15 protein-coding genes and 1 tRNA gene are annotated in these 14,024 nt (G+C 56.7%); 7 read left to right on the top strand and 9 right to left on the bottom strand.

All coding sequences use genetic code 11. The features are described 5' to 3' along the window. Window positions 1–54 precede the first annotated feature (54 nt). Window positions 55–468 (bottom strand): hotdog fold thioesterase, encoded by a 414-nt coding sequence (locus Q0887_RS11315; RefSeq protein ID WP_299195418.1) that lies wholly within the window; start codon window positions 466–468, stop codon window positions 55–57. Next, entirely contained in the window at window positions 465–1,352 is an 888-nt protein-coding gene (locus tag Q0887_RS11310) for an alpha/beta hydrolase (RefSeq protein WP_299195416.1), read from the bottom strand. Before Q0887_RS11310 ends, Q0887_RS11315 begins: the two co-directional genes overlap by 4 nt. A gap of 78 nt (window positions 1,353–1,430) precedes the next feature. Here Q0887_RS11310 and Q0887_RS11305 point away from each other — a divergent pair, with 78 nt between their 5' ends. Then, window positions 1,431–1,904 carry a MarR family transcriptional regulator gene (locus Q0887_RS11305; protein ID WP_299195413.1) on the top strand — a complete coding sequence of 158 codons (474 nt, stop codon included), beginning with the start codon at window positions 1,431–1,433 and terminating at the stop codon, window positions 1,902–1,904. A gap of 159 nt (window positions 1,905–2,063) precedes the next feature. Here the strand turns inward: Q0887_RS11305 and Q0887_RS11300 are convergent, their stop codons facing one another. Genes Q0887_RS11300 through Q0887_RS11290 form a run of 3 tightly spaced genes read right to left on the bottom strand, consistent with a single transcriptional unit; the run spans window position 2,064 to window position 4,516 of the window. Next, window positions 2,064–2,945: an acyl-CoA thioesterase domain-containing protein gene (locus tag Q0887_RS11300; RefSeq protein WP_299195410.1), complete on the bottom strand. Its 882-nt coding sequence runs from the start codon at window positions 2,943–2,945 to the stop codon at window positions 2,064–2,066. Next, window positions 2,917–3,240 carry a 2Fe-2S iron-sulfur cluster-binding protein gene (locus Q0887_RS11295; RefSeq protein ID WP_299195408.1) on the bottom strand — a complete coding sequence of 108 codons (324 nt, stop codon included), beginning with the start codon at window positions 3,238–3,240 and terminating at the stop codon, window positions 2,917–2,919. Before Q0887_RS11295 ends, Q0887_RS11300 begins: the two co-directional genes overlap by 29 nt. A 10-nt stretch (window positions 3,241–3,250) precedes the next feature. Then, the gene (locus Q0887_RS11290; protein WP_299195405.1) at window positions 3,251–4,516 is read right to left on the bottom strand and encodes a cytochrome P450; all 1,266 of its coding nucleotides are present in this window, start codon (window positions 4,514–4,516) and stop codon (window positions 3,251–3,253) included. A gap of 183 nt (window positions 4,517–4,699) precedes the next feature. Between Q0887_RS11290 and Q0887_RS11285 the strand changes: the two genes are divergently transcribed. Further along, window positions 4,700–5,338 (top strand): TetR/AcrR family transcriptional regulator, encoded by a 639-nt coding sequence (locus tag Q0887_RS11285; RefSeq protein WP_299195402.1) that lies wholly within the window; start codon window positions 4,700–4,702, stop codon window positions 5,336–5,338. Between the two features lie 140 nt (window positions 5,339–5,478). Continuing rightward, window positions 5,479–6,852 (top strand): methyl-accepting chemotaxis protein, encoded by a 1,374-nt coding sequence (locus tag Q0887_RS11280; protein WP_299195399.1) that lies wholly within the window; start codon window positions 5,479–5,481, stop codon window positions 6,850–6,852. A gap of 582 nt (window positions 6,853–7,434) precedes the next feature. Here Q0887_RS11280 and Q0887_RS11275 read toward each other — a convergent pair. From Q0887_RS11275 to panC, 4 genes are all read right to left on the bottom strand, one after another. Further along, a complete protein-coding gene (locus Q0887_RS11275; RefSeq protein WP_299195396.1) occupies window positions 7,435–8,664 on the bottom strand; it encodes an integrase arm-type DNA-binding domain-containing protein in 1,230 nt (409 codons plus the stop codon). A gap of 202 nt (window positions 8,665–8,866) precedes the next feature. After that, window positions 8,867–8,940: transfer RNA gene (locus tag Q0887_RS11270), tRNA-Gly, on the bottom strand. A gap of 42 nt (window positions 8,941–8,982) precedes the next feature. Further along, on the bottom strand, window positions 8,983–10,035 hold the full coding sequence (locus tag Q0887_RS11265; RefSeq protein WP_299195394.1) for a DUF475 domain-containing protein: 1,053 nt from the start codon (window positions 10,033–10,035) through the stop codon (window positions 8,983–8,985). A 22-nt stretch (window positions 10,036–10,057) separates the two neighbouring features. Next, entirely contained in the window at window positions 10,058–10,924 is an 867-nt protein-coding gene (gene panC, locus Q0887_RS11260) for a pantoate--beta-alanine ligase (protein ID WP_299195392.1), read from the bottom strand. A gap of 118 nt (window positions 10,925–11,042) precedes the next feature. Here panC and Q0887_RS11255 point away from each other — a divergent pair, with 118 nt between their 5' ends. The 4 genes from Q0887_RS11255 to Q0887_RS11240 all read left to right on the top strand — a co-directional run. Beyond that, a complete protein-coding gene (locus tag Q0887_RS11255) occupies window positions 11,043–11,852 on the top strand; it encodes a division plane positioning ATPase MipZ (protein WP_299195389.1) in 810 nt (269 codons plus the stop codon). 3 nt (window positions 11,853–11,855) lie between these two features. Further along, window positions 11,856–12,170, top strand: a complete 315-nt coding sequence (locus Q0887_RS11250; protein ID WP_299195386.1) for a molecular chaperone DnaJ — start codon at window positions 11,856–11,858, stop codon at window positions 12,168–12,170. 77 nt (window positions 12,171–12,247) lie between these two features. Further along, the gene (gene pgmG / locus Q0887_RS11245) at window positions 12,248–13,696 is read left to right on the top strand and encodes a phosphoglucomutase/phosphomannomutase PgmG (protein WP_299195384.1); all 1,449 of its coding nucleotides are present in this window, start codon (window positions 12,248–12,250) and stop codon (window positions 13,694–13,696) included. Beyond that, window positions 13,686–14,024, top strand: a 339-nt coding sequence (locus Q0887_RS11240; RefSeq protein WP_299195381.1) for a hypothetical protein, incomplete at its 3' end; no start/stop codon positions are given. The genes pgmG and Q0887_RS11240, both read left to right, overlap by 11 nt.

Genomic DNA, 14,024 nt, shown 5'->3' with positions numbered 1-14,024 from the left:
AACACGCTGCCAAAGCAACTGCGCAGATTGCCAGCCAAGACAGGGCTCCGCACTTCAGCATGTATAGGCACCTCGGCCACTTGCTACGAGCTTGCCGTCAGGGCCAGTAATGTGTGTGTCTGCAACAGATATCTGCCGCCCAATCTTTACAACACGTCCGGTCGCAATGAGCGGCCCTGATGTGGCAGGGCGATGATAATCAACCCTGAGATCGGCGGTGGCTTTGACCTTCGCCCCCATCGCAAGGAGAGTGTAAAGTCCGGTAAGATCGATAAGAGCCGCCAGAACACCCCCGTGAGCAGCGCCTAACACTGGGTTGGAAACAATCTCATTGCGCCATGGCATTAGGAGCTGAAGCTGATCGGCTGAATATGACTTGATCTCGACGCCTAGCCATTGGTGAAATGGTGCGATGCGCAGCATCTCTTCCAGCTGTTCGCGCTCGATAATGACTGGCTCCTTGGTCATGTCGCCTTTGCCTCCATGCCATGATGGCGTTGGAGAAAGTCGACAATTGCAGCCGAAAACGCATCGTTGGAATCTCCGACAACCATGTGCGTTGCGCCGGCAATGTCCGTGTATTCGGCATGGGGAACCATTTTTCTCAGGTGCGCGACTGAATCCTCGGAGACGAGGTCGCTCGATCCTCCGCGAACGAGATGGAGCGGAAGTGACAGATTTGCAGCCGCCTTGCTCAACCCTTCAAATTGTCTTTCTTGATGCCCCGGATCCAATCGCTTTTCGTTCATTATGTTGCGGATGAACTGCGGGTCCCAATGCCAATAAAAACGGCCATCGGCTTTTTGCCGCAGATAGTGTTTAAGGTTTCCTCCAGCCCCGCGCTTCTGGCGATGCGGCATGTAGCTGGCGATAATTTCTGCCGCTTCTTCCGGGGACGCAAACCCGCGATCAATATGCTTCTCCATGAAGCCAACCACGCGCATGACCCCGCTTGGCTCCATCCGGGGCGCTATGTCCACAAGAGTGAGTGAGGCGAAGCTGCCCGAAGCAAGTTCACCCTCAGCAATCATTCCTGCAAGCCCGCCAAGCGACGCACCGACAACCGCAGGCTTGCAATCAAGCTGGGACGTTACAGCAACGAGGTCAGACGCGAAATCGCGCAGGTCATAGGAGCCGTCTTGAGACCAATCGCTGTCGCCATGACCGCGCAAATCAATAGCAATGACCCGGAAACCAGCAGAGGCAAGTTCGCCGGTGACACGCTTCCAAGCGCGGCGGGTTTGTCCACCGCCATGCGCAAGCAAGACCGGGGGCGCACTTGCGCTTCCTGAGACTTCGGCGGCGAGCTTGATCGACTCATGGCCTCTAATGGTTTGCACTTTGTCCAGCATAACTGCCAGCCGCTATATTGTAATGCACTTTACAGTAAAGAATTTTATTTTTCTAAATGAGGTGGTATGGTCGCCCGCATGGAAATCAAATTGGACCAAGACGCCGACGCAGCCGCAGAAAGCTTCCTGACTGACACAGATCGTTTCGTATTTCTGCTAGAGGATGTAACCTCGCGATTGCGGCGCAACTTTGATTTTTCAGTCGAGCAGTTTGGCCTCACTCGCACGCAATGGCGCACTTTGGCCTATGTTTACCGGACACCCGGAATGACCCAGACCCAGCTGGCAAAGCGGCTCGACCTCGAACGCGCCAGCATTGGTCAGGCAATCGATAGGCTTGAGAAAATGGAGCTAGTCGAACGACGAAGTGCGCAGAATGATCGGCGCGTGTGGCATGTACACCTGCTGCCTGCTGCAATCGAGTTATTGCCAGCATTGCGCAAAGAGGCAGACGCTACCTACGAACGACTGCTCTCTGGTTTAGGTCTCAATGATCTGGAGCGCTTCGGTAAAGCCCTAGCAAAGATGCGTGATAACCTTGATATCGATTAGGCGTTGGTTGGCAGGGTTCGTGGCCACCAGCGGGGCTGGCCTACGTGAACTTATGCTTCTGGGTTGTTAGCGGAAGCGGTGCTTTCGGCTCCTGACACTATCTAGCTGCCTGTCGGCTTTCAAAACCCGCTGCCTCGCCTCAGAGCAAATGCTTATACGCTAACGGACAAATGTCGCTATGGCAGTTGCCAACGGTTTGTCAGGCCCGTGAAAGCACGTTGCGCGCACAAAGCTTGCTGCATTGCCTTCACGTTCAAAATGGCTGCTCGTCAATAGATCGCGCGAACCGATTGCAGGGCGCAAGTAACGAATATCTATCGATTCTAGCTGCTGCCCGTTTGAATTCTTACCGTCTGCTACCCGGCCTTGGCATGCCGCCATCAATGCGGCAGCAACAACGCCGCCATGCACAATATTTCCGCTTTCCCACCCCAAGATAGCTCGGTTTCCCGCGGTAATCTGCGGAGAATTTGCTGCGCCCGATAGTCCCAAACTACGCGTCATTGGTCCAGGCATATCTTGAGGGTCGAAGGTGCCAGCTAAATTATGGTCAGCCGGAGCCCCTCCTGGGTAGCTCCCTAATCGAAATAGCCCCGTTGAGACACCGACGATATCGTTGGCCGAATTGGTCAAAGTTCCAGTGACAGTCGCAGATGCATTACCTACCATCACGGTTTCAGCGGTCAGCGTCAGCTTGTCCCCCATCGCCGCCGCTGATGAGAGTCCGATCCGCAAATCAAAAGTTGAAAGCCCGATCCCGGGGGCAATCATTCCTTGCAGGGATTGAGATAGACCTTGGTCGATAAAGCCCATGAGAGCTAGTGGATCAGGGCGCGGATCATCCAGTGTTTTCGCAATCCGTCGATTGGCCTTCATGCGGCTCATCGAACGCCCATTTTCGCTTTCCAATACCTCCATACCCAGCGTCAATTGGTAAGGAGTTACAAGTCGAACTAAAGGGTCATCAGTTAACTGGTTTGGAGATTTAGATTGCCCGGCCATTGATTCCAGATCAATGCTGAGCAAGAGGTAATCGTACAATAAGGCCGTCGAGATCCTCCGTAACTTCCACTTGGCAAGCCAGACGGCTGAGACCGTTTGCTTCTTCTACGAATTCGAGCATGTCGGCTTCGCTACCTTCTGCCGCATGGCCTGTTTTTTCAATCCATGCTGCATCGATATGAACGTGGCAGGTGCCGCAAGCTGCACATCCGCCGCAGTCACCATCGATGCCCGGAACCCCATTGTTTCGGGCGGCCTCCATTACAGACAAATTAGCTTCTACATTGACAAGATGGTCGTCACCTTGAGCGGTAATAAACTTCACTACTGGCATTGGTATTCCTTTACCCTTTTCGCTCGTGAACGCGGACCATCATTTTTGCGTAACCTCGGACGAAATTCGATTGAACACGCTCGGGCTCACCGATCACTTCAATGCGGTCAAAGCGATTGAGTATCTCCTCCCACAAAATTCTAAGTTGCATTTCGGCCAACCGGTTGCCAACGCAGCGGTGGATGCCGAAACCGAAAGACAAGTGCTGACGAGGATTTGGACGATCGATGATGAATTCATCGGGTTGATCGATTACTTCGTCATCACGGTTCCCAGAGAAATACCACATGACTACCTTGTCACCTTTGCGGATAGTTTTGCCGCCAACAACCGAATCCTCTTTCGCTGTTCGGCGCATGTGCGCCAAGGGTGTCTGCCAGCGAATAATTTCAGGCACCATTTTATCGATTAGCCCTGGAGAGGCCTTCAGCTTGGCCATTTGATCTGGGTTCTGATGCAGCGCGAGAACGCCGCCGGTCATCGAATTACGGGTTGTGTCATTACCACCTACGATCAGCAGCAATACGTTTCCAAGATACTCCTCCGGGGTCATATCTCGGGTCGCTGGGGAATGGGCCAACATGGAGATCAGGTCATTGCCCGGATCCGCGTTTACTCGTTCATTCCACAGGGTTTGAAAATACTGCGCGCATTCCATTAATTCAGTCGTGCGCTGCTCCCATGAATCAATCAGGCCCCCGCCAGGTGCAGCGGTAGTTACGTCTGACCAGCGGGTCAGCTTACGGCGATCATCGAATGGGAAGTCAAACAGAGTAGCCAGCATTTGCGTGGTAATTTCGATTGAGACTCGATCAACCCAATCGAACTCTTCATCAATTGGCAAGCCGTCCAGCACGGTCCCAACGCGCTCACGAATAGTACCCTCTAAAAGGGCGAGGTTGCCGGGTGCTACGATCGGGCTAACCGCCTTACGTTGTTCATCATGACGTGGGCGGTCCATCGCGATGAAGTTTGGCAGATCAAGCCCCCCCTCATCACCACCTTTCTGAATATTGTCATCGATGATGATGCCACCAAGGCCCGCGGCAGACGAAAAGATGTCATGGTGGGTATCAACATGCATAATGTCTTTATATTTTGTGATCGACCAATAGGGGCCAAACGCGCTGTCAGCGCAGTAGTGAACCGGATCCTCTGCGCGCAGGCGCTTAAAATATTCGCCAACCGTATCAGCGCGAAACAGGTCGGGATTGCTCACGTCGATAGACGGCAGCGGCACATCTTCGACTGGGTTTTGTTGGGCGGTCTGTAACATTGGCTTTCCTCGATCCTAAAGTCGGGAAATTATCCCGGGTGCCGACTGTGTTGAGGAACTTGTCAGCGTTAATGAGTAAAATGTCAATAAGACGTAGGCTCAGCGAGCATTGGCCTAAGGGTGCCTTGCTATCTTCGGGCACAGTAACGTACTGTCCCAAAATAATTTGATCCGGAGTAGTTGGTGGGTAACGACCAGAGCACACAGGCGAATTTCAAGAACGATCGAAAGAGGAGCAAGCGGCTATCACCTGAAAAGCGAAAGGAGCAGCTGTTGCAATGTGCAATAACTGCCTTTGCTGATCACGGAATTTCGCGAGCAACCCACGCTCATGTGGCAGACCGCGCGGGGACGTCAGTTTCCACGGTCCATGCTTATTTTCGCCGAAGGGAAGATCTGCAGCTTGCGGTTCTGAATGCTGTCGAGGCGCATCTGCTGGAGCTGGTTGAATCATGCTTGGCCGGACGCGATTCGGTGGAGGTTACGCTAGATCGCCTTGCCACACGCTTTGCCGCCGAGGCCTCTGCCAATCCGGACCTTATCAGAGTTTGGCTGGATTGGAGTACCGGCGTCCGGCAAGACGTTTGGCCGCGATATTTGGAACTCTTGGACCAATTCCATTTCTACGCCAAAGCCGTGTTCGCGCGAGGAAAACGAGAAGGGACTTTACCGCGTGAATTGAACACGATGGCGGCAGCGCGCCTGTATATCGGCGGGGGCCATACCTTGGCATTGATGCAGTTTTCGAAGGTTAGCAAAAGCGCGATGAAGACATTTACGATGCAATTTGTCCGCAGTGCGATGAATGTGCAGATAAAATAGCCAATCTGTATTGGACAGAAGAGAGCCCGGGCCGATTACCAAACACAGCCCTCCGATTGTCTACTTTGGAAACGACAAATTAACCAAACCCCCTCATACTGCAGGGGAGCGAGTTTGAGACGGGTGTGCTGGAGGGCAAGATGGATATGACGCCGCAATCGGAGTTATCTGCACAAAGCAGAGATACTTCTGCTGCGGAAAGCGAATTCACTGCGACAGGATGGGTCGCGCGGGTCGACCAATGGTACATGTCCAAACCGTTTGCGATCAAAACCAAAATTGCCACGGCGCTTGGTGTTGGGGGCCTTGTTTTGGTCGCTTTGATCGCTGTAATCGGCCTCATGAACCCGCAATATTCAACATATTTTGCGGTCGCGATTGTTATCGTTACAGTGGCTTTCGCCTTCTCGTGTCTAAGCGCGGTTTCATTCATTCTGAGCCGGATCGTATACCCGTTCGTCAGTATGGCAGAGGATATGGAAAGCGTATCGTTCGGCGAGCGCAATATAAACGTCAGAGAGACAAGCCGCGAAGACGAGATTGGCCAGATGGCCCGCGCGCTTGAATCCTTCGTCGCCGCTGAAATGAAGGTTGAAACGCTCAACGCCGAAAAAGAAGCGGCAAGAGCAGAACAGGAAGCCGCTCGAAAGGCTGCGGAGGATACGCGCAAAGAGGAACTTCTCAGGCTTGCGGATCAGTTTGAGGAGTCGATTGGCGGTGTTGTCGATGTTGTCGCTGTCGCATCAGGAGAATTGCAGCAAACCGCTAATGAAATGGCAGCGTCCGCCGATCAAACCCTTACGCAGGTCGATTCCGCTACCAAGTCGATGGACGAGGGTATGCAAGGCGCAACCACCGCTGCCGCCGCATCTGATGAATTTGCAATGTCGATGGGAGAAATCAGCCGTCAGGCTGAAACGTCGGCTGAATTCGCACGCGATGCGAGCCGATCCGCAGAAAAGGCCGATGAAACAATCAAAGGTCTTTCATCATCGGCAGCGCACGTAGAAGAGATTATCGACCTGATCAGCAGCATTGCCCAGCGGACCAATCTCCTCGCCTTGAACGCCTCTATCGAGGCGGCCCGGGGCGGAGAGGCGGGGCGCGGTTTCGCGGTTGTTGCCAGTGAGGTGAAAGAATTGGCAACCCAAACAGCCGCAGCGACCGAGCGAGTCACCGCTCAGGTACAAGGTATGCGCAGTTCAACCGATGCCAGTGTCGCTGCACTGGAGATGATTGCAGACAAAATCGTGGATCTCGAAAAAGGCGCCACGGCCATTGCAGCTGCGGTGGATCAACAAAGCGTTGCCGGAAAAGAATTGGCACGAAGCATCGACATGGCGGCGCGGGCGTCTAACACCGCTTCGGAGGTTCTCGGTGAAGTTCGCAAGACGAGCGAGACGACCGAGCAAGCGGCGAACGAAGTTTCTGGTTCGGCAGAGCGTCTTGATACTCAGGCGGTAGACCTGCGCGAGAAAGCTAACGGATTTCTAGCTCATATCCGGGCAGGATAGGTCGAGGAGTCTCAACCAAGTCCGGCGACAACGACGCCGAAATTCTAGCAACTTGAAATCAGCAATTTAGTTCGGACGATTGCCGCTGAGGCTCCGTAAACGCCTCGTCTTTTCAGCAGAGCACATATTCAATCGAATGATGGTGTCATTGAGGTTCCAATAAAGCATCCGAATTGAGAAATATTTCCGCGTGGCCGCAATTGGGTCGCAGGTGCAATGTCGGCTTTCTAAGTTCAGATCGCCGGGACCGGACCTTCCGCTAACGGCCCAGTATCAGCCTCCAACGCCAGCTGGGCTGAGGTTCAGCCTGCAGGATCGCATTGAGATCCAAGCATCTTGCGTCTAGCAACACTGGACCTACGGTGCCGCTGGAAACAGGAGCACACCCTACCCCGCGATTTCGGGAGATAAGTCATTGGTTTTGCTTTGAAATAGTGTTTGGGCGGAATCAACCCACCTGCGAGTTGAGCGGGTTTGCGCCGAACCGCAGACCACTCACTATGCGATAACCATCGGTAATCACGGGATATTTCTCCTTGTTCTTACGGGTCGTAGAAGAGTTGCAATTTTTGGCGCGATCCGTCAGCCTTTCGCTGTCTTGATCGGCACCACTTGCGCGCCTTCGCGGAGCTGATCGAGGTAGTCGCTCCACCATTTCATCATTTTCACCCGTTCTTTCCAGTGCGCTCCACGATGGTAGGCGGCGCGGACCTTGTCGCTGTCGCCATGCGCCAGTGCGCGCTCGATTGCGTCGGGGTTCCACTTGCCGCTTTCGTTCAGCAAGGTGGACGCCATCGCGCGGAAGCCGTGGGCGGTCATTTCGTCGGTAGTGTAGCCCAAGCGGCGCAATCCAGCGTTGATGGTGTTGTCGCTCATTGGTCGCCTGCGGGTTCGGACTGACGGAAACACATAGCCGTCGGGGCCTGTCAATCGGTAGGCCTCTTCCAGAATCGCAAGGGCTTGGCGTGACAGCGGGACAAGGTGATCCTTACGCATCTTCGTCTTACTCGCCGGGATCGTCCACAGAGCCTTATCGAAGTCGATTTCGCTCCACTCGGCATGGCGGAGCTCGCCCGGCCTTACGAACACATGCGGAGCAAGCTGCATCGCCAGCTTGGTGATAGGTTGGCCTTCATAGCCATCGATAGCCCTGAGCAGCTCACCGGCACCTGTTGGATCAAGCACCGCTCCATAATGAGTCACGGTCGGGTTCATCAGCGCGCCTCTCAAGTCGCGTGTCGGATCGGACTTGAGGCGCGCTGTAGCGACCGCGTAGCGGAAGACCGAACCTGCCAGCTGCAAGGTTCGCTTCGCGCTTTCCAGCTTGCCCTTACTCTCGATCCGGCGAACGGCTATGAGGATGTCGGCAGGCTCGATATCAGCAATCGGCAGATTGCCTATCGAGCTGTTGAGGACCGATAGTAGGTATTCGCAGCGCTTCGCCGTGGCTGGTGCCCAAGCTCGTGAGCCATCATGTTTGCGCTTCTCACAGAACTCAGCGGCGATGGACGCAAAGGTATTCTCCGCACCGAGCTTCTTACGTGCCTTCTCACGCTGTTTTTCGCGAGATGGGTCCTTGCCCTGCGCCAGCTGCTCTCGCGCCGCATCGCGCCTACTGCGGGCCTCTGCGAGCCCAATTTCCGGGTAGGTCCCGAGCCCCAGCTTCTTCTCGCGCCCATCAATGCGGTACTTCAGCCGCCACAATCTGCCGCCACTTGGCTGAACCAAAAGAAAGAGCCCTAACGAATCGCCCATTTTGTAGGCTTTCGCCTTCGGCCTAGCCTTGCGAACTGCAACATCTGTTAGTGCCATAATTTCAGACCCTTACCCAATACGTGGCCCCCAGATTGGGGGCCACTCGAATTGGCGGAAACCTGTGTGGCCCCCAATGTGGCCCCCAAATCAGCGAGATTTAGCGAGACTAAGCGGGCTGATGCAGGAAAACCGAACACCAGAAACCGTAAGGTTTCCAAGGGTTTTATAGCGTTTCTGGGATGTTTTGGGAAGGCAGGGCTGGAGCGGGTAAGGGGAATCGAACCCCTCTAGCCAGCTTGGAAGGCTGGAGCATTACCACTATGCTATACCCGCCCGCTCTGAAGCAGCGCCATTGCCACCAATGCTTGGCTTTCGTCAAGCAGCAGCTTGCCCTGATCCGCCCTTTGCATCCGCCCGGTTCGCGCGCACTGACGCCCAGAACGCAAGGCCGATCAGCACAGCACCGATCAGGCCGGTGATGACCTCGGGAATATGGGCGAAGGTGTTGATGTACATGATCACCGACAGCGCAAGGATCGCGTAGAATGCGCCGTGTTCGAGATAGCGATATTCGCTCATCGTGCCTTTGCGCACCAGGAAGATCGTCATCGAGCGCACAAACATCGCCCCGATGCCGAGGCCGATGGCGATGATGATGAGGTTGTTGGTGAGCGCGAAGGCTCCGATGACGCCGTCAAACGAAAAGCTCGCATCAAGCACTTCGAGATAGAGAAACGCGCCGAAGCCCGCTCTGGCAACATCGCCGGAGGAAGGGGTGGGCGGTTCGAGGACGTGATTGACGATTTCGACGAAGAGATAAGTCAGCAAACCGCCAATCGCCGCAATGATGAAGGTCAGCGCGTCGCTGTCGGCTAGCATGGTGGAGGTTGCCCATGTGGCGAGCAGCACCAGCCCGATGGAAATCGCCTCGATATTCGCAACCTTGGCAAGCGGGCGCTCGATGGTCTCGATCCAGTTCAGGTGTTTGTCGGCGTCGAAGAAGAATTTGAGCCCAACCATGCCGAGAAACGCGCCGCCAAATCCCATCAATCCGATATGCGCATCGCTGACGATGCGCTGGTATTCGCCCGGATCGCTGAGCGCGAGGCGCACCGCATCCACGGGGCCGAGCGAGGCTGCGACCATGACGATCACAATCGGAAATACTATCCGCATCCCGAACACAGCGATGGCAATACCCCAGGTGAGGAATCGCTGCTGCCAAACCGGGTCCATATCTTTGAGAACCGAGGCATTGACCGCCGCATTGTCAAAACTCAGCGAGACTTCGAGCACTGCAAGGACCGCGCAGATCCACAGCACCGAAAGCATGCCGTCAAACGTGCCGTGTACTGTCCAGCCATACCAGCCGCCCAGCGCAAGGCAGACGGCGGTAAACAGGAGCGAGCCCCAGAAATGCTTTAACATCGCGCGTATTTCCCTTGGGCGATCAGCCGGCCGCCATATTGTCGATCAGCCGCGTGCCGCCGATCCTGGCCGCCACCAGCAGCCGGGCTGCGGCTCCAGATAGTGTGTCAATCGGAGCAAGGGAAGATGCATCGGCGAGCGCGGCATAATCGACGCTGTCAAAGCCTGCGCTCAGAAGTTCGTCCTCTAGCGCGGCGAGGGTGGGGGGCACTTCCTGCCCGTCCTCAATCCGCGCGATGGCCTCCTTCATCGCGCGCGGCAGCGTGGCGGCGGCGGCGCGATGCTCACTCGATAGGTACCGGTTGCGGCTGGACATGGCGAGCCCGTCTGCCTCGCGCACGGTTGGCACGCCAATGATCTGGTGGACATGCGGGAGAGTGAGGTCGAGATCACGCGCCATCGCGCGGATAACAGCAAGCTGTTGGAAGTCCTTCTCACCGAAGAACGCCATGTCGGGCTGAACCTGGTTGAAGAGCTTACACACCACCGTTGCCACGCCATCGAAATGGCCGGGCCGGTCAGCGCCGCAATAGCCCTCGCTCACTTTGCTGACAGAAATGTTGGTGACGAAGCCTTGCGGATACATCGCCTCAACTGTGGGTGCCCAGAGCAGGGAGCAGCCTTCGCGCTGCAGCATCGCGGCGTCCTCTTCGAGCTGGCGCGGATAGGCGTCGAGGTCTTCGCCTTCGCCGAACTGGGTCGGGTTGACGAAGATCGAGGCGACGACGTGATCGCAACGCTCGCGCGCACGGCGCACCAGCGTCAAATGCCCTTCATGCAGCGCGCCCATTGTCGGCACGAGGCCTATAGTCGCGCGCTCACCGCTTCCATCTTCGCGCAAGCTGGCGACCAGTTTTCTCAACACATCGAGTGTATGTGCTGTTTGCACGGGTGTTTCCCCTTGGATAAAACTGCCGTTTCGGCGATTTGTCCGCCGATTGCACGTTGCCCGATAGCCGGTTGACTGCCATTCGCCAACACACCCGCAAACGCAGAGAAACACCCTGATGACCAGCTCCGCCCATCGTATTGTCTTCGCCAATGAAAAGGGCGGTACGGGAAAGTCGACAACTGCGGTGCATATTGCGGTCGCGCTTTCCTATATGGGCGCGCGGGTGACAGTGCTCGACCTCGATCCGCGCCAGCGTACCACGCATCGCTATATGGAGAACCGCCTGCGTACGATGGAGCGGCGCGGCATCACTCTGCCGACACCGGCTTGCGAAGTGTTCAAGGGCCGCAGCGAGCAGGCGCTCATCGTCGCGATTGAGCGGCTGGAAAGCGATTGTGACTTCCTGATTTTCGACAATCCGGGCCGCGATGATCCGCTGGCCCGCTGCGCAGTCGAGAATGCCGATACGCTGGTGACACCGATGAATGACAGCTTTGTCGATTTCGATCTGATCGGGCAGGTAGATCCGGAAAGCTTCAAGGTCCAGAAACTGTCGTTCTTTGCAGAGCTGATCTGGGAGGCACGGCTCAAACGCAGCCGCGCGACAATCGAAGGTTCGCGCCCCGAAATGGACTGGATCGTCGTGCGCAACCGCACCGGCTATACCGAGGCGCGTAACATGGCTCGCATCGAGAAAGCGCTCACCGAAATGGCAAAGCGGGTGGGCTTTCGCGTCACCCACGGCCTGTCGGAACGCGTGATCTACCGCGAATTGTTCCCGTCCGGCCTGACCTTGCTCGACAAAGGGCATCTGGGCGATTTGGGCACCAGCCATCTGGTTGCGCGGCAGGAATTGCGCTCTTTGCTAAAGGCGCTCAAACTGCCCGAATTCGTGAAGTCCCAACCGTCATTGGAGCTTAGCTGAACCATGTTGCTGAAAATTGCATTCCTGTTGACCGCTGGTTGCCTGATGTTCCGCTGGGCCTTTGGCCAATGGCCGTGGCATGCGCTCACCGCGCGGCCGACCCGCGATCAGGCGATCTTCAATGCGCGCAAATTGCTGAGGGTGGAACAGGGTGCGACCCGCGAGCAGATCCTGGCGGCGCACAAACGCCTTGTCGCGATGGTGCATCCCGACAAGGGCGGCACCAACAGCCAGGTGCACGACGCCAATGACGCGCGCGACCTGTTGCTCGAGGAATTGCCCGCACGGGTTGCCGATCTGCCTTCGGACAGTGACTAGGATAGCGGTTTCGCGGGATATTCGCGTTTTGGCTCCATGCGCTCTGTGAAATCTGCGATTGAGATTTAGGAAGTAGAATGGCTCACAATTTCGACCCCACCGTGCTGCGCGAATACGATATTCGCGGGATCATCGGCGAGACATTGGGCGCGGATGATGCGCGCGCAATCGGGCGCGGCTTTGGCACTTTGCTGCGCCGGGCAGAGGCGGAGGCCGGGGCGGAGGGAGTCCCGACAGTCGCAGTCGGATATGACGGGCGGGTCAGTTCGCCCATGCTCGAACACGCGCTGGTCGAGGGGCTTACTGCAAGCGGATGCAATGTCCTGCGGATTGGCATGGGCGCGACCCCGATGCTCTATTTCGCGGAAGCCTCACGCGAAGATGTACAGGGCGGCATTCAGATAACTGGCAGCCACAATCCCCCCAATTATAACGGCTTCAAAATGGTGTTTCAGGGCCGTCCCTTTTTCGGCGCTGACATCCAGCTCCTCGGCCAGATTGGCGCTACGGGAGACTGGGAGGACGGAGCCGGCTCGACCGCCTCGCTCGACATTCTGGGCGAGTATGTCGAGCGTATGCTCGAGGGGCTGGCCGGTATCGACAGTGCCGCGCTCTCCGACCTCAAGGTCGGTTGGGACGCCGGGAACGGCGCTGCCGGTCCCGCGCTTGAAGCGCTGGCGGCGCGCCTTCCGGGCGAGCATCATCTGCTTTTCACTGAAGTTGATGGACATTTTCCCAATCACCATCCTGATCCGACCGTTGAAGAGAACCTTGCAGACCTGCGCGCGCTGGTCGCTGAGAAGCGACTCGACTTCGGAGTGGCTTTTGACGGAGACGGCGACCGGATCGGTGCGATTGATGGCGAGGGCCGGGTAATCTGGGGCGATCAATTGCTAATGATCTATGCCGAGGATCTACTTAGCGGCGCAGAGTCCAAGTACGCTGGCGCGACGATTATCGCCGATGTGAAGGCAAGCCGCGCGCTTTTTGACCATGTGACGGCGCATGGCGGTAAACCTTTGATGTGGAAGACCGGCCACTCGCTAATTAAGTCCAAAATGAAGGAAACCGCCTCGCCGCTAGCAGGTGAAATGAGCGGGCATGTGTTTTTTGCCGACACCTATTACGGGTTTGACGACGCGCTTTACGCAGGGGTTCGCTTGCTCGCGGCATCGGCGCGGCTGGGCAAATCGGTGACGCAGCTCCGTTCCGACATGCCTGATATGCTCAACACGCCCGAAATGCGTTTTCAGGTTGATGAGGCGCGCAAATTTGCCGCCATCGCTGAAGTCAGCGAGCGCTTGACCACCAATCCCGGCCCCGAGGTCGAAGAGGTCAACGCCACTGACGGCGTGCGCGTAAACACAAAAGACGGCTGGTGGCTGCTGCGCGCCTCGAACACGCAGGACGTGCTGGTCGCACGCGCTGAAAGCGAAACGCCAGAGGGTCTGGAGCGGCTGCTCGCACAGATCGACGAGCAGCTTGCGCTGTCCGGATTGGAACGCGGGGAGAGCGTTGGACATTAATCCGCAAGACTGGCCCTGGTCCGCGCTGGGCCTTGCCGAGACCTCGGACAAGGCGGCTATCCATGCCGCCTATGAGGCGCGCAAGGCCGAACTGGATGCGGGGGCAGCGCGGATCTCGGCCTTTGCCGAATTGACTTCGGCGCGCGGCAAGGCGCTGTTTCTGGCCTCGGAAATGCAGCGTCAACTGGCGCGCGAAGGCGGGGCCTGCGAGACGACGCTTGATCCCGAACCTCCTCAAGTCCAGCCAACTGCCGAACCCGAACCCGAACCCGAACCCGAACCCGAACCCGAACCCGAACCCGAACCCGAACCCGAACCCGAACCCGAA

Source organism: uncultured Erythrobacter sp. (genome assembly GCF_947492365.1).
Lineage (GTDB): Bacteria > Pseudomonadota > Alphaproteobacteria > Sphingomonadales > Sphingomonadaceae > Erythrobacter.
This window is presented reverse-complemented; position numbering and strand designations above follow the sequence as displayed.